Consider the following 15,280-nt stretch of genomic DNA (forward strand, 5'->3'; position numbering starts at 1 on the left):
GTTGATCAATGAGTGTTGTTGAGCGCCTTGGGCTTGACCCACACAGCGTAGGCGATGAGCAGCAGCACGATCCAGATTGCGCCGACGATCAAGGCTGCACGGTTGTCCGGGAAGTAGCCCAGCACGCCGAAGATGAACAGCATGAAGGCGATGGCGGCCGCAGGCCCGTAAGGCCAGAACGGCACGGCGAATTTCAGCTGTGCCGCTTCCTCGCGGTTCATCGAGCGGCGCATGGCGACCTGCGTCAGCAGAATCATCAGCCAGACCCACACGGTGGCGAAGGTGGCCAGCGAAGCGATCAGCAGAAACACATCCTTGGGGATCAGGTAGTTGAGCAGCACGCCGCCCAGCAACGCGATACCCATGACCAGCACGGTCATCCACGGCACGCCATGGCGCGACACGCGGGCAAAACTGGCGGGCGCCTGACCTTCACGGGCCAGGCCATACATCATGCGGCCTGCGCCGAAGATGTCGCTGTTGATCGCCGACACGGCCGCCGAGATCACCACGATGTTGAGGATGGTCGCTGCCGAAGCGATACCCAGGTTGTCGAAAATCTGCACGAACGGGCTGCCCTGCGTGCCGATCTGCGGCCACGGGTAGATGCACATCAGCACGAACAGTGTCAGCACGTAGAACAGCAGAATGCGCAGCGGCACGGCATTGATCGCCTGCGGCAGGCTGCGTTGCGGGTCCTTCGCTTCGCCTGCGGTAATGCCGATGATTTCGATGCCGCCGAAGGCAAACATCACCACCGCGAACGAGGCGATCAGACCGGTGACGCCGTTGGGCATGAAGCCGCCATGCGCCCACAGGTTGCTGATGCCGATTTCGCTGCCGCTGGCCGAGCTGCCGATACCGAAGATCATGATGCCGAAGCCTGCGACGATCATCGCCACGATGGCGCTGACCTTGAGGATCGACAGCCAGAACTCGGTTTCACCGAAGACTTTCACGTTGCACAGGTTGAGCGCGCCGATCAGAAAGACGATGCCCAGCACCCAGATCCAGCGGGGTACTTCCGGAAACCAGAAGCCCATGTAGATGCCGAATGCGGTCACGTCGGCCAGGCAGACGATGATCATCTCGAACGCGTAGGTCCAGCCGAGCACGAAGCCGGCCAGCGGGCCCATATAGCGGGTGGCGTAATGGCTGAACGAACCGGACACCGGGTCGTGGACCGCCATTTCGCCGAGCGCGCGCATCACCATGTACACCGCCGCGCCGCCGATCAGGTAAGCCAGCAGTACGGCAGGCCCGGCCTGTTGAATCGCCGAGGCCGAGCCGTAGAACAACCCTGTACCGATGGCAGAGCCCAGGGCCATGAAGCGGATGTGGCGGGCGGATAACCCGCGTTTCAAACCATCTTGTGACGTCATTTCAGGTCCATTTCATTACAGGTATGGCAATAGCTGCGAGAACGCCTGCATCCGGCATCCCGCAGCGATGACCAAAGCGAGCCCTGCCAGGCTCGCGGTGCATCACAGACTGGGTAGCAGACGTGCAGGAACCAACGGGTTCAGGCAAGTGGAGGACAACAGCTGACTGGCAGCTTCGATGTCCGGTGCAAAAAAGCGGTCCTTTTCATAGAACGGGACCTTGCTGCGCAACAGGCTGCGGGCTTGCTCTAGCTTCGGAGAGGTTTTCAGGCCCTCACGCAAGTCCAGACCCTGGCAGGCAGCCAACCATTCTACGGCAAGAATCCCGCGAACGTTTTCTGCCATTTCCCATAAACGCTTGCCGGCGGCCGGGGCCATCGACACATGGTCTTCCTGATTGGCCGAGGTCGGCAGGCTGTCGACACTGTGCGGGTGGGCCAATGCCTTGTTTTCACTGGCCAGTGCGGCGGCGGTCACCTGCGCGATCATGAACCCGGAATTGACGCCGCCGTTGGCCACCAGAAAAGGCGGCAACTGCGACATGTGCTTGTCCATCATCAGCGAAATGCGCCGTTCGCTGAGCGAGCCGATCTCGGCGATGGCCAGCGCGAGGTTGTCCGCCGCCATGGCGACCGGCTCGGCGTGAAAATTGCCACCGGATATGACGTCGTTCTCGGCGGCGAACACCAGCGGGTTGTCGGACACCGCGTTGGCTTCGATTTCCAGCACCTCGGCGGCCTGACGCAGTTGGGTCAGGCATGCGCCCATGACCTGTGGCTGGCAGCGCAACGAGTAAGGGTCCTGAACCTTGTCGCAGTTGCGGTGCGACTCGGATACGCCACTGCTTTCGCCCAGCAGGTCTCGGTAGCAGGCCGCCGCGTCGATCTGTCCGCGCTGTCCGCGTGCGGCATGAATGCGCGCGTCGAAGGGCGAGCGCGAACCCAGTACCGCTTCAACCGTCAGCGAGCCGCAGGTCAGGGCTGCCGCGAACAGGTCTTCGCCTTCGAACAGGCCGCGCAATGCGTAGGCGCTAGACACTTGCGTGCCGTTGAGCAGTGCCAGCCCTTCCTTGGCCGCCAGGGTCAGCGGTTGCAGCCCGGCAGCCGCCAGTGCATTGACGCCGTTGAGCCATTCGCCCTTGTAGCGCGCCTTGCCTTCGCCCAGCAGCACCAGGGACATGTGCGCCAGTGGTGCCAGGTCACCGGAAGCGCCGACCGAGCCCTTGAGCGGAATATGCGGGTAGACCTCGGCATTGATCAGCGCAATCAGGGCGTCGATGACCACGCGCCGAATGCCCGAGAAGCCGCGGCTCAGGCTGTTGACCTTGAGCACCATGATCAGACGCACCAGCTCATCGCTGATCGGCTGACCGACACCGGCCGCATGCGACAGCACCAGCGAACGCTGCAGGTTTTCCAGGTCTTCGCTGGCAATCCGCGTCGAGGCCAGCAGGCCGAAGCCGGTGTTGATGCCGTAGGCGGTGCGGTTCTCGGCCAGAATGCGCTCGACACAGGCGACGCTGTCGTCGATCTGCTGGTCTGCGCTGCTGTCCAGCGTCAGGCTGACCGGCTGCAGATAAATATCGCGCAGTTGCGCCAGGGTCAGTTGGCCGGGGATCAGGTTCAGCGTCTTGGCAGATAAGGTGGTCACGATGCTGCTACTCCTTGATGAATGTCAGCGACGGCTTGTGGCCATACGCTGTTTTTATAGGCCTGCCGCGTTGTTACGGCAGTGCTGGAAAACCCTTTCCAGCGACGCTTCGTCTTTGATCAGGGCCGCGCTGCTGGCGATGTCCGGAGCCAGCCAGCGGTCTTCGTCATAGGCCGGGATGCGCTCGCGCAGCAGTCGCCACGCGGCACCGGTGCCCACGCCAAAATGGTGTGACCCCCGAAGGTTGGATGCAACCTTTGGAGGCGTCATGGGTAAATATACAGAGCAGGCAAAACTCGCAGCCGTGAAAGAGTATTGTGCTGGCAAGGCAGGTTTGAGGGATGTTGCGCATCGCCACGATGTGGATTTTTCCTGCCTTAGGCAGTGGGTTGCGGCCTATCAGATTCATGGCGTAGCGGGCCTGCAAGAGAAAAAACGCCAGCGCTACAGTGACGAGTTCAAGCTGACTGTTTTGAAGCGCATGCATGATGAGCGTTTATCTCTGCGCCAGACAGCGGCCTTGTTCGATATCCGTCAGTTCGGCATCATCGGTCTATGGCAGCGCCATTATGAAGAAGGGGCCTTTGATGCCTCCTCCAAGCCACCCACAAAAGCCGGACGCCCAAGAAAGATGACGACTGCACTTCCGCCTGTGAACGCCCCCTCAATCGACGATGAATCGCGCTCGCGTGACGAGTTGCTTGCCGAGGTGAAGCAACTGCGGATGGAGGTCGACTATCTAAAAAAGCTCGATGCCTTGGCTCAGAAGAAGCAACGAATAGCGCAACAGAAAAAGCGCAAATCGTAACCGAACTGAGACTGGGGCATTCTCTGGGTGGCCTGCTGAAGCTTGCCGGTCTGGCGCGCAGCACTTTTTACTATCAACAAAAGGTACTGCAAGCGGGCGATAAGTACGCCGGGCTGAAAGACCTGATTCAGACAGTTTTCTACGATCATAAAGGCCGGTATGGCTATCGTCGTATCACGGCGGCGTTGCGGCGCGCAGGCCATCTTGTGAACCACAAGACGGTGCAGAAACTGATGGGGCAGCTTGGCCTGAAGAGCCTGGTGCGAGTGAAGAAATACCGCTCTTACAAGGGCGAAGTAGGCAAGGCTGCGCCCAACATTCTCAAGCGTGATTTCAAGGCCCAGCACCTTAATGAAAAATGGGCCACGGACGTCACCGAGTTCAAAGTGGGAGGCCAGAAGCTCTATCTGTCGCCCATCATGGATCTGTACAACGGCGAAATCATTTCCTATGCAATCGCCAGGCGCCCGCTGTACTCCATGGTGGACGAAATGCTTGAAGGAGCGTTCAAGAAGCTTGAGCCGCATGAAAAGCCTATTTTGCACTCAGACCAGGGCTGGCAATATCGGATGCCTGTTTACCAACGATTACTCAATGAGCATTCGATCACATGCAGCATGTCGCGCAAGGGCAACTGCTACGACAACGCGGCTATGGAAAGTTTTTTTGGCACGCTGAAGTCCGAGTTTTTCTATCTGAACAAATTTAACAATCTGGATGAGCTTCATGCGGGCATCGACGAGTACATTGAGTATTACAATCAGTCACGCATCAAACTGAAACTTAACGGCCTGAGCCCTGTGGAGTTCAGAATGCAGGCCGCTCAGGCAGCGTAGAAATAATCGTCCAACCTTCGGGGGTCATACCAAAGCATGGGCACGATGGTGTTCTTGCGGACACCTGCAAGACGGATCAGAGCATCAGTTTGATGACGTGTTCGGAAGGGTCGCGGGACTTGCCGGCTTTTTCGAGTTCCTGCAAGTAGTCTTCCCACAGCGACGCCTGGCGTGTGGCCAGTTCGTACAGGTATTCCCAGGTAAACAGGCCGCTGTCATGGCCGTCATCGAAGGTCAGTTTCAGCGCATATTGCCCGGCGGGCTCGACCTTGGTCAGGCCGACTCCCAGTTTGCCGAATTGCAGGATCGGCCGGCCGTGGCCCTGAACCTCGGCAGAAGGGGAATGCACCCGCAGAAATTCGGCGGGCAAATGGTATTCCTCATCCGGCGCGTATTTCAGCGTCAGGGTTTTGGAGGCTTTATGCAGTTGGATGGCGGTTGGGAGCATTGAGAACAGCCTCAAGTTTTAAGCTGCAAGCTTCAAGCAGAAGCAAAAAAGCTGCAAGCGTGGACAACCGCTTGCAGCTTGCAGCTTGCAGCTTGCAGCTAATAGCTTGCAGCTTCAGAGAATATAACGTGACAGGTCTTCGTTTTCTGCCAGATCACCGAGGTGGCTGTTGACGTATTCCGCGTCGATCTCGATCGGCGCTGCGTCAGGGCTGATGGCCAGGTCACCGGCGCTGAACGAGACTTCCTCAAGCAGGCGCTCAAGCAGCGTGTGCAGGCGGCGGGCACCGATGTTCTCGGTCTTCTCGTTGACCTGCCAGGCAATCTCGGCCAAGCGCTTGATGCCTTCAGGCTTGAACTCGATCTTCAGACCTTCGGTCTTGAGCAGCTCGCGGTACTGTTCGGTCAACGACGCATGCGGCTCGCTGAGGATGCGCTCGAAGTCCTGGGGCGACAGCGCCTTGAGTTCAACGCGGATCGGCAGACGGCCTTGCAGCTCGGGGACCAGATCGCTGGGTTTGCTCAAATGGAACGCACCCGAGGCGATAAACAGGATGTGGTCGGTCTTGACCATGCCCAGTTTGGTGTTCACGGTGCAACCTTCGATCAGCGGCAGCAGGTCGCGCTGCACGCCTTCACGGGACACGTCGACACCGCCCGAATTACCGCGTTTGGCAACTTTGTCGATCTCGTCGATGAACACGATGCCATGTTGCTCGACCGCTTCCAGGGCCTTGGCTTTCAGCTCTTCTTCATTGACCAGACGGCCCGCTTCTTCTTCGCGTACCAGCTTGAGCGCTTCCTTGACCTTGAGCTTGCGGCTCTTGGTCTTGCCCTTGCCCATGTTGGCAAACAGGCTCTGCAACTGATTGGTCATCTCTTCCATGCCAGGCGGCGCGGAGATATCGACACCAACCGCTTCGTTGATCTCGATCTCGATTTCCTTGTCATCCAGCTGGCCTTCGCGCAGGCGCTTGCGGAACAGCTGACGGGTATTGGAATCGCTGCTCTGCGCCGGATCTTCGTTGAAGCCGACCCGGGCCGGTGGCAACAGGGCATCGAGGATGCGCTCTTCGGCGGCATCTTCGGCACGATGACGCACCTTGACGATTTCCTGTTCACGCAGCAGCTTGATCGCGGCATCGGCCAGATCACGGATGATCGACTCTACATCGCGACCTACATAACCCACTTCGGTGAATTTGGTGGCTTCGACCTTGATGAACGGTGCGTTGGCGAGCTTGGCCAGACGACGGGCGATTTCGGTCTTGCCGACACCGGTCGGGCCGATCATCAGAATGTTCTTGGGGGTTACTTCGACACGCAGTTCTTCAGGCAACTGCATGCGGCGCCAGCGATTGCGCAGGGCAATGGCCACGGCGCGCTTGGCATCGTCCTGGCCGATGATATGGCGATTGAGTTCATGGACGATTTCGCGGGGAGTCATTGACATGGTTATTCACGGTCCTCTGTTGCGGGCAAGTCGATGGGGCCGCAGGGTGTGCGGCCCGGCAGCGGCTTAGCCAGCGAGGTCCTGCTCCTCAATGGTGATGTTGTGGTTGGTGAACACGCAGATGTCGCCGGCGATATGCAGGGAAGTCTCGGCAATTTCGCGGGCCGACAGGTCGGTCTTGAGTAGCAGGGCGCGTGCTGCGGCCTGAGCGAATGCGCCGCCGGAGCCCATGGCGATCAGGCCGTCCTCGGGCTCGACCACGTCACCGTTGCCGGTAATGATCAGCGAGGCGTCCTTGTTGGCGACGGCCAGCATGGCTTCGAGACGACTCAGCGAGCGATCGGTACGCCAGTCCTTGGCCAGTTCGACGGCTGCACGAACCAGATGCCCCTGGTGTTTTTCCAGTTGGGCCTCGAAGCGTTCGAACAGCGTGAATGCATCGGCGGTCGCGCCAGCGAATCCGGCGATCACTTCACCGTGATACAGGCGGCGTACCTTTTTGGCGTTGCCTTTCATGACGGTGTTGCCCAGAGAAACCTGGCCGTCGCCAGCCATGACGACTTTACCGTGGCGGCGCACTGAAACGATGGTGGTCAAGGGAGAGTCTCCACACTGCGGGGCGAAAATGCCCTGATGCAAACTCATATGGGGGTGTGGGTGAGTATTTCAACCTTGGGGATGAATCGGGGGGAATGACCGTATGATTCTTGTCCCAACTCTTTAAGCGGACCGGGCGACGCTTCGTTTGTCCGCGATCTCCCGGTTTTTGTAGCGGACAGAAGGCCGTTTTGATTCTGCCCAACGGGCGTAGGAGCGGACTTGTCCGCGATGGGCTGCGAAGCGGCCCCCAAACAGGCTGCCTCGGCTGGGTCTGATACACCGATGCGGCTGGTTTTGCTGCCGGTTCCCGGCAGATCGCGGACAAGTCCGCTCCTACGCCCTTCGGGCAGAAGCTCCGTTCTCCGTACTCATCGAAAACACGCGATGAGCACGGAAACAGCAGCGCTTTGGCTAGCGGCTCTGACGCTGTTGCAACAACAGGTTACTAAATCCGCCGCTTGCCAGTTGTTTCTGGGCGGTGGTCAGCTGTTCGCGGTTGCTGAACGGGCCGACCAGTACGCGGTACCAGGTTTCATCCTTGACGGTGCCCGACTCGACGGTAGAGGTCTGGCCCAGCAGGATGATTTGCGCGCGGACTTTCTCGGCGTCAGCCTGTTTGCGGAACGAGCCCGCCTGCAGGAAGAACGTCGTCACCGCTGCCGGCTTGGTCGTCGCAACTGCGGGCGCTGGCGGAGGCGTCAGGCCGCTGAGGGCTGCCTGAGCGCGTGCCGTGTCGATCTTGGCGGCCTGTTCCGGCGAGACCGGTGCTGTCGGTGCCACGGGCGGCGGGGTCTTCTCCGGCACGGCTTCGTTCGGCACGATCACTTCCGACTCCGGCAGCAATGTGTAGAAGTCGTACTTGGGTTTGACCGGCGCCGTAGGGCTTGGCGGTGTCTTGTTAGCTTCGGCGATCTTTGCAGCCTTGGCGTCTGCCCTGACCCGCTTGACGTCATCACCACCGGGTTCGAGCTTCATCAAAAAGACCACGAACGCGCCCACGGTCAAGCCAATCGCCAGCCACAACCATCCTGGAATAGGCTTCTTCGCGGGTGCCTGATAACGGCTGGCGCCCCGCTTGGGTGCCGGTTTCTTCTTCGCAACTGCCAACTTACATACGCTCCAGAGTTTCCAGACCCAACAGGTCCAGGCCTTGCTTGAGGGTGCGGCCGGTCAGTGCAGCCAGCCGCAGACGGCTCTGTTGCTGATCGGGGTTTTCCGCACCAAGGATCGGGCAGTTTTCGTAAAAGCTCGAAAACAGACCCGCAAGGTCATACAGGTAAGCACAAAGTACGTGCGGCGTGCCTTTTTCTGCGACGTTGTTCAGTGTTTCGGTGAACTGCGCCAGACGTGCGGCCAGTTCCTGTTCCTGCGGCGCTGCGAGGACAATCTGGCCCTTGCTGGCGTCAAACGCGCTGCCCAGCTTGCGGAACACGCCGGCCACACGGGTGTAGGCGTACAGCAGATAGGGCGCGGTGTTGCCTTCGAAACTGAGCATCTGATCGAAGTTGAAGCTGTAATCGCTGGCGCGGTGCTTGGACAGGTCGGCGTATTTCACCGCACTGATGCCCACGGCCTTGGCGATGCTGCGCAATTCCGCTTCGGCGACTTCCGGGTTCTTTTCCTTGACCAGCGTGTAGGCGCGCTCTTCGGCTTCATCGAGCAGGTCGATGAGCTTGACCGTGCCGCCATCGCGGGTCTTGAACGGGCGGCCATCGGCGCCGTTCATGGTGCCGAAGCCCATGTGTTCCAGTTGCATGCCGTCATGCACGAAACCTGCGCGGCGCGCCACTTCGAACACCTGCTGGAAGTGCAGGGCCTGACGCTGGTCGACGAAATACAGCACGCGGTCGGCCTTGAGCACCTTGCTGCGATAGCGGATCGCTGCCAGGTCTGTGGTGGCATACAGATAACCGCCACCGGCCTTCTGCACGATGACCGGCAACGGTGTGTCATCGGCGGTGCGGAATTCTTCGAGGAACACGCATTGTGCGCCATTGCTCTCGACCAGCAGGCCCGTGGCTTTCAGGTCGTTGACCACATTGGCCAGGTCATCGTTATAGGCGCTTTCGCCCATCACGTCGGCCGGGGTCAGCTTGACGTTGAGGCGCTCGTAGGTTTCCTGGCAGTGCGACAGCGAGATGTCCTTGAAGCGCGTCCACAGCGCCAGGCACTCGGCATCGCCGGCCTGCAGCTTGACCACCAGACCACGAGCACGCTCGGCGAACTCTTCGGACTCGTCAAAGCGCTGCTTGGCGGCGCGGTAGAAGTTTTCCAGGTCGGACAGCTCGTCGCTGGTCGCCGGCTTTTCCTGCAGATAGGCCAGCAGCATGCCGAACTGGGTGCCCCAGTCGCCGACGTGGTTCTGACGAATGACCGTGTCACCGAGAAACGTCAGGACGTTCGCCACGCCGTCGCCAATAATGGTCGAGCGCAAATGGCCAACGTGCATTTCCTTGGCCAGGTTCGGTGCCGACAGATCGACGACCACGCGCTGTGCAGCGCCCGCCTTGCGCACCGACAGGTGCGCGTCGGCCAGTGCAGCGTCGAGGCGTGCGGCCAGCGCGGCAGTGTTCTGGAAGAAGTTCAGGAAGCCCGGCCCGGCGATCTCGACCTTGCTGACCTGCTCGTCGGCCGGCAGCGCGGCGATCAGCTTTTCAGCCAGGTCGCGCGGTTTCATGCCGGCAGGCTTGGCGAGCATCATCGCGATATTGCTGGCGAAGTCGCCGTGCGTCTTGTCGCGGGCGTTTTCCACCTGAATCGCCGGCGTCAGCCCTTCTGGCAAGACGCCCTCGGTGACGAGACGGGTCAGGGCTTGTTGAATCAGCTGGCGAATCGTGTCTTTCATGGTGCTCTCTTCGACCGCAAGCGCGGTGGCGCTTCGATGCGCGGGTGGAAAAACTCCGCATTATCCGTTGCTCAAGCCTGCTTGCCAACGGCGTGACTTAATAAAGATCCACAGGATCCACATCCAGCGACCATCTGACCTGCCGACCGCTGGGCATTTGCTCCAGCGCGAGCAGCCAGGTGGCGAGCAATTTATGCAAGGGCGCGCGGGCGCTGGACTGCACCAGCAGTTGCGCGCGATAACGCCCGGCGCGGCGTTCCATCGGTGCCGGAACCGGGCCCAGCAGCTCGATGCCGCCCAGCGCCATCTGCGCGACTAGTTGCTCCGCATCGCTGCAGGCCTGATCGAGAAAGGCCTCGGCCTGTCCCGGCTTGTGCGCTTCAGCGCGCAGCAGTGCGAGGTGTGAAAACGGTGGCAGCCCCGCCGAACGGCGCTCGCTCAAGGCCTGTTCGGCAAAGGCGAAATAACCCTGCTCGGTCAGCTGGATCAGCAGTGGGTGGTCGGCCAGGTGGGTCTGGATGATCACCTTGCCAGGCTCTTCGGCGCGCCCGGCACGACCTGCCACCTGCACGATCAATTGCGCCATGCGCTCGCTGGCGCGGAAGTCGCCGGAAAACAGCCCGCCGTCGGCGTCCAGAATCGATACCAGCGTGACCCGGGGAAAGTGATGGCCCTTGGCGAGCATTTGCGTGCCGACCAGAATGCACGGCTGACCGCGCTGAATCGTCGTGAACAGCTGGTTCATGGCGTCCTTGCGCGACGTGCTGTCGCGGTCGACACGCAGTACGGGGTAGTCCGGAAACAGAATCGCCAGGCGCTCTTCGGCGCGCTCGGTGCCGGCGCCTACCGGGCGCAAATCCACCTTGCCGCACGATGGGCACTGACGCGGTACGCGTTCGACATACCCGCAGTGATGGCAGCGCAGCTCGCCCGAGCGCTGGTGCACGGTCATGCGTGCATCGCAGCGTTGGCAGCCGGACATCCAGCCGCAGTCGTGGCATAGCAAGGTTGGCGCAAAGCCGCGACGGTTGAGAAACACCAGGACCTGCTGGCCTGCCGCGAGCGTCTGGCCGATGGCTTGCTGCATGGGGCCGGAGATGCCGCTATCCAGAGGTCGGCTTTTGACGTCCAGGCGCATGAAGCGCGGCTGCTGTGCGCCGCCCGCGCGCTCATTCAGGCGCAGCAGACCGTAGCGGCCGGTGTAAGCGTTGTGCAGGCTTTCCAAGGACGGTGTGGCCGAGCCAAGGACAATCGGAATGTTTTCCTGACGCGCCCGCACCAAGGCCAGATCGCGGGCGTGATAGCGCAGACCTTCCTGCTGTTTATAGGAGCCGTCGTGTTCTTCGTCGATGATGATCAGGCCGGGGGTTTTCATCGGCGTGAACAGCGCCGAACGCGTGCCGATGATGATGTCCGCCTCGCCATCGCGAGCTGCCAGCCAGGCATCCAGCCGTTCGCGGTCGTTGACCGCCGAGTGGACCAGCGCAATGCGCGCATTGAAGCGTTGCTCGAAGCGCGCCAGGGTCTGCGGGCCGAGGTTGATTTCCGGGATCAGCACCAGCGCCTGCTTGCCGGCTTCGAGGGTTTCGCGGATCAGTTGCAGATAGACTTCAGTCTTGCCGCTGCCGGTGACGCCGGCCAGCAGAAACGCATGAAAGCTGTCGAACCCGGCGCGGATCGCTTCGTAAGCGGCGCGTTGTTCGGTGTTGAGCGGCAATTCAGGCTGGGCCAGCCAGTGTTCATGGCGTGCGCTGGGCGCATGGCTGCGGACCTCGACGTACACCAGCTCCTTGGCCAGCAACAGGTTGAGGCTGTCCTTGTTAAGCATCAGCTTGCTAAGCAGTTGATGCGCCACCCCGTGCGGGTGCTGGGCAAGAGTGGTCAGGGCTTCGCGCTGTTTGGGTGCGCGGGCGATGCGCGGATCGTCGACGCTGGCGCCCGGGGCCACATGCCAGAAGCGTTCCTGGCGACTTTCGGCCAGTTCGCCCTGACGCAACAGCACCGGCAAGGCCCAGCTCAGTGTGTCTCCGAGGCTGTGCTGGTAGTACTGCGAGGTCCACAGGCACAGCTTGAACAGCGCAGGTGGCAGCGGCGCTTCGCTGTCGAGCAGGGCGATCGCCGGCTTGAGCTTGTCGGCGGGCACTTCGCTGTGATCGACCACTTCCACCAGAATGCCGATCATTTCCCGGCGTCCGAACGGCACTCGCAGACGCATGCCCGGCTGCAAGGCGCTGCGCGACACGCCCGCTGGTGCGCGGTAGTCGAACAGGCGGCGAAGCGGCGAGGGCAGGGCAAGGCGCAGGATGGCGTCGGGCACGCGGTGTTTCCCTGTGGTGATAAGTGATGACGGAGGCGCGATCTTAGCAGACGACCGGTGTGAAGGTTCGCTTGCGTCGTTGCGATTGTCTGGTACTATCCGCAGCCTATTTCCGTGCGGTATTCAACAATAGTGTTGAGTGGCGGCGCGTTAGACCGAGGAAGTACCGATGAAAGCTGATATCCATCCAGTTTACGAAGCCATTGACGCTACCTGCAGCTGCGGCAATGTCATCAAGACCCGTTCCACCCTGGCCGCTCCTCTGAGCCTGGACGTGTGTAACGAGTGCCACCCGTTCTACACCGGCAAGCAGAAGACGCTTGACGTTGGCGGCCGTGTCGACAAGTTCAAATCCCGTTTCGGTGCGTTCGGCGCTACCAAAGCGAAGTAAGACTGGCTGCCCGATGGGCATCTCCAGGCTGCTTGAAAAGGCGCTCCTTGTGGGCGTCTTTTTTATGCCCGCGATTTGGGTGTCCGGCGCGCAGGCCTTCTGCCCGGCACCTGCCTCGTTGCCGGTCGCGCAGGTACAGCGTGTGGTCGACGGCGACACCTTGAAGCTGACCGATGGCCGCAATGTGCGGATGATCGGGCTCAATACGCCTGAAACCGGCAGGAAAGGCCGGTCTGCCGAACCGTTTGCCGAGTCGGCCAAAAAACGCTTGCAGACGCTGGTCAATGAAAGCGGCGGCAAGGTCAGGCTGCGTATCGGCCTGCAGGGCAAGGATCATTACGGCCGCACGCTGGCCAACGTCTATGACCGTAGAGGCGCCAACCTTGAGGCGCAGTTGCTCAGCGAAGGGCTGGGTTACTTGGTGGCCGTTGCGCCTAATGTGACTCTGGTCGATTGCCAGCAGGTCGCGGAGCGTCAGGCACGTGAGGCGCGGCTGGGTGTGTGGCGCAATTCGCCGGTGCAGTCCTCGGCCCGACTGAGCAAAAGCGGTTTCGCGATTGTGTCCGGTCAGGTCAGGCGTGTGCAGCGCAACCGCGGTGGTATGTGGATCGAATTGCAGGGCTCGCTGGTCCTGCGTATCGCGCCTGCCCACCTGAGAGCCTTCGATACGGCGATGCTCCAGCGCCTCGAAGGACGGCAGGTCGAAGCGCGTGGCTGGGTGGTCGATCGCTCCCGGCGTGGGGGCCTGAAAAAGGGGCAGTCCCGCTGGCAGCTGTCACTGACTCATCCCGCAATGCTGGACCTTTCACGCCGTTAGGCTCTGTACGAAAAGTGGCTGCGCTCGGTGATGCTTCGTTAAAAACAGGCTCGGATGCGAATCCAATCGGAATGCTCATTTACAACACGTAGAGTCGAACGCGACCCCGGCCGTTCCTCGCCTGTTTTTGCCTCGCCTGACCTTCGCTCGCCGACTTTTCGTACAGAGCCTAGAAGCGGCCTTCAAACCGGTGATCTGACGAGCGTGACCGAGTGTTCACGTTTCAGCCCTCTAAGCGTAAAGTCTAAGCCCGAGCCTATTGACAGCAGTGACTGGTCAGTCTTGTTAGGACTATGCATCTTGCGTATCCTCGGCGGTCCGTCTGTCCCACAGTAAAAAAAGCGGAATCCAATACATGTCAGATCTGAAAACTGCCGCGCTCGAATACCATGCCAATCCTCGTCCGGGGAAGCTGAGCGTCGAACTCACCAAGCCGACTGCAACCGCTCGTGACCTGGCTCTGGCCTACAGCCCTGGCGTTGCTGAACCCGTGCGTGAAATTGCCCGTGACCCCGAGCTGGCTTACAAGTACACCGGCAAAGGCAACCTGGTAGCAGTTATTTCCGATGGCACCGCGATTCTCGGCCTCGGCGATCTGGGTCCATTGGCTTCCAAGCCGGTCATGGAAGGTAAAGGGGTTCTGTTCAAGCGCTTCGCCGGTATCGACGTTTTCGATATCGAAGTCGATTCCGAAAGTCCACAGGCGTTCATCGACACCGTCAAGCGTATCTCCATCACCTTCGGTGGCATCAACCTGGAAGACATCAAGGCGCCTGAGTGCTTTGAAATCGAGAAGGCGCTGATCGAACAGTGCGACATCCCGGTGTTCCACGATGACCAGCACGGCACCGCTATCGTGACGGCGGCCGGCATGATCAACGCACTGGAAATCGTCGGCAAGACCCTCGATTCAGCGAAGATCGTCTGCCTGGGCGCTGGCGCTGCGGCCATCTCCTGCATGAAGCTGCTGGTGAGCATGGGCGCGAAGATCGAAAACATCTTCATGGTCGACCGTACCGGCGTTGTCCACTCCGGCCGTACCGACCTGAACCAGTACAAGGCTGCATTCGCTCACGCGACCGAGAAGCGCTCGCTGACTGACGCGCTGGATGGCGCTGACGTATTTGTAGGCCTGTCCGGTCCTAACCTGCTGAGCGCTGAAAACCTCAAGCTGATGGCCAAGGATCCGATCGTGTTCGCCTGCTCGAACCCTGATCCGGAAATCTCCCCGGAACTGGCTCACGCCACCCGCAGCGACGTGATCATGGCCACTGGTCGTTCGGACTACCCGAACCAGGTCAACAACGTGCTCGGCTTCCCGTTCATTTTCCGTGGTGCTCTGGACGTTCGCGCCAAGCGCATCAACGAAGAAATGAAAATCGCCGCGGCCAACGCCCTGCGCGAACTGGCCAAGCTGCCTGTGCCACAGGAAGTCAGCGACGCCTACGGCGGTATCAAACTGGAATTCGGTCGTGAGTACATCATTCCGAAGCCAATGGATACCCGCCTGCTGGGCCTGATCTCCGATGCAGTGGCCAAGGCCGCCATCGAGACCGGCGTTGCCACCCTGCCGTATCCGAAGCACTACCCGCTGACCAGCGTGGATGACGTGTTCAAGGGTTGATCCCTGACCCAATAAAAAAACCCCTGCAGCGATGCAGGGGTTTTTTTATGCCTTGGATACCCTGCACTTGTGGGGCATTTTCAGGGATTGAACTGGCCTCTTCGCGAGCA

General features: G+C 60.5%; 12 protein-coding genes and 1 pseudogene. 4 read left to right on the forward strand and 9 right to left on the reverse strand.

The window, feature by feature from the left end; translation table 11 throughout:
- Window positions 1–5: 5 nt before the first annotated feature.
- From V476_RS12980 to V476_RS27165, 3 genes and pseudogenes are all read right to left on the reverse strand, one after another.
- Window positions 6–1,382, reverse strand: coding sequence for an amino acid permease (locus V476_RS12980; protein ID WP_003426903.1), 1,377 nt, complete (start codon window positions 1,380–1,382; stop codon window positions 6–8).
- Window positions 1,383–1,484: 102 nt separating this feature from the next.
- A complete protein-coding gene (gene hutH, locus V476_RS12985) occupies window positions 1,485–3,032 on the reverse strand; it encodes a histidine ammonia-lyase (RefSeq protein ID WP_024959054.1) in 1,548 nt (515 codons plus the stop codon).
- Between the two features lie 54 nt (window positions 3,033–3,086).
- Window positions 3,087–3,266: pseudogene (locus tag V476_RS27165) on the reverse strand (histidine ammonia-lyase); the annotation flags it as partial.
- Between the two features lie 34 nt (window positions 3,267–3,300).
- Here V476_RS27165 and V476_RS27170 point away from each other — a divergent pair.
- Window positions 3,301–4,676, forward strand: a protein-coding gene (locus V476_RS27170; RefSeq protein WP_103715870.1) for an IS3 family transposase whose coding sequence is annotated in 2 segments (ribosomal slippage) — window positions 3,301–3,772 and window positions 3,772–4,676 — 1,377 coding nt in all. Because the reading frame shifts where the segments join, the coding sequence is not laid out codon by codon here.
- A gap of 76 nt (window positions 4,677–4,752) precedes the next feature.
- Here the strand turns inward: V476_RS27170 and V476_RS13000 are convergent.
- The 6 genes from V476_RS13000 to V476_RS13025 all read right to left on the reverse strand — a co-directional run bounded on the left by V476_RS13000 (window position 4,753) and on the right by V476_RS13025 (window position 12,338).
- Window positions 4,753–5,124 carry a gamma-butyrobetaine hydroxylase family protein gene (locus V476_RS13000; RefSeq protein WP_003392349.1) on the reverse strand — a complete coding sequence of 124 codons (372 nt, stop codon included), beginning with the start codon at window positions 5,122–5,124 and terminating at the stop codon, window positions 4,753–4,755.
- Between the two features lie 114 nt (window positions 5,125–5,238).
- Complete coding sequence (gene hslU, locus V476_RS13005; RefSeq protein ID WP_003316641.1) at window positions 5,239–6,576, reverse strand: ATP-dependent protease ATPase subunit HslU; 1,338 nt, start codon at window positions 6,574–6,576, stop codon at window positions 5,239–5,241.
- 66 nt (window positions 6,577–6,642) lie between these two features.
- Window positions 6,643–7,173 (reverse strand): ATP-dependent protease subunit HslV, encoded by a 531-nt coding sequence (gene hslV, locus V476_RS13010; RefSeq protein ID WP_003392345.1) that lies wholly within the window; start codon window positions 7,171–7,173, stop codon window positions 6,643–6,645.
- A gap of 414 nt (window positions 7,174–7,587) precedes the next feature.
- Complete coding sequence (locus tag V476_RS13015) at window positions 7,588–8,283, reverse strand: SPOR domain-containing protein (protein ID WP_004414617.1); 696 nt, start codon at window positions 8,281–8,283, stop codon at window positions 7,588–7,590.
- A gap of 1 nt (window position 8,284) precedes the next feature.
- A complete protein-coding gene (gene argS, locus V476_RS13020) occupies window positions 8,285–10,021 on the reverse strand; it encodes an arginine--tRNA ligase (protein ID WP_003432149.1) in 1,737 nt (578 codons plus the stop codon).
- A gap of 97 nt (window positions 10,022–10,118) precedes the next feature.
- Window positions 10,119–12,338, reverse strand: coding sequence for a primosomal protein N' (locus V476_RS13025; RefSeq protein ID WP_024959588.1), 2,220 nt, complete (start codon window positions 12,336–12,338; stop codon window positions 10,119–10,121).
- A gap of 169 nt (window positions 12,339–12,507) precedes the next feature.
- Here V476_RS13025 and rpmE point away from each other — a divergent pair, with 169 nt between their 5' ends.
- From rpmE to V476_RS13040, 3 genes are all read left to right on the forward strand, one after another.
- The gene (gene rpmE / locus V476_RS13030) at window positions 12,508–12,729 is read left to right on the forward strand and encodes a 50S ribosomal protein L31 (RefSeq protein ID WP_002551648.1); all 222 of its coding nucleotides are present in this window, start codon (window positions 12,508–12,510) and stop codon (window positions 12,727–12,729) included.
- Window positions 12,730–12,742: 13 nt separating this feature from the next.
- The gene (locus V476_RS13035) at window positions 12,743–13,546 is read left to right on the forward strand and encodes a thermonuclease family protein (RefSeq protein ID WP_024959589.1); all 804 of its coding nucleotides are present in this window, start codon (window positions 12,743–12,745) and stop codon (window positions 13,544–13,546) included.
- A gap of 355 nt (window positions 13,547–13,901) precedes the next feature.
- Window positions 13,902–15,170 carry a malic enzyme-like NAD(P)-binding protein gene (locus V476_RS13040; RefSeq protein ID WP_003316648.1) on the forward strand — a complete coding sequence of 423 codons (1,269 nt, stop codon included), beginning with the start codon at window positions 13,902–13,904 and terminating at the stop codon, window positions 15,168–15,170.
- Window positions 15,171–15,280 lie beyond the last annotated feature (110 nt).

This window comes from Pseudomonas syringae KCTC 12500, from assembly GCF_000507185.2.
GTDB classification, from domain to species: domain Bacteria; phylum Pseudomonadota; class Gammaproteobacteria; order Pseudomonadales; family Pseudomonadaceae; genus Aquipseudomonas; species Aquipseudomonas syringae.

Excerpts from the sequence above, each read along its gene's own strand:
- V476_RS12980 (WP_003426903.1), bottom strand. The coding sequence starts at position 1,382 with ATGACGTCACAAGATGGTTTGAAACGCGGGTTATCCGCCCGCCACATC.
- V476_RS13000 (WP_003392349.1), bottom strand. The coding sequence starts at position 5,124 with ATGCTCCCAACCGCCATCCAACTGCATAAAGCCTCCAAAACCCTGACG.
- hslU (WP_003316641.1), bottom strand. The coding sequence starts at position 6,576 with ATGTCAATGACTCCCCGCGAAATCGTCCATGAACTCAATCGCCATATC.
- argS (WP_003432149.1), bottom strand. The coding sequence starts at position 10,021 with ATGAAAGACACGATTCGCCAGCTGATTCAACAAGCCCTGACCCGTCTC.
- rpmE (WP_002551648.1), top strand. The coding sequence starts at position 12,508 with ATGAAAGCTGATATCCATCCAGTTTACGAAGCCATTGACGCTACCTGC.
- V476_RS13035 (WP_024959589.1), top strand. The coding sequence starts at position 12,743 with ATGGGCATCTCCAGGCTGCTTGAAAAGGCGCTCCTTGTGGGCGTCTTT.
- V476_RS13040 (WP_003316648.1), top strand. The coding sequence starts at position 13,902 with ATGTCAGATCTGAAAACTGCCGCGCTCGAATACCATGCCAATCCTCGT.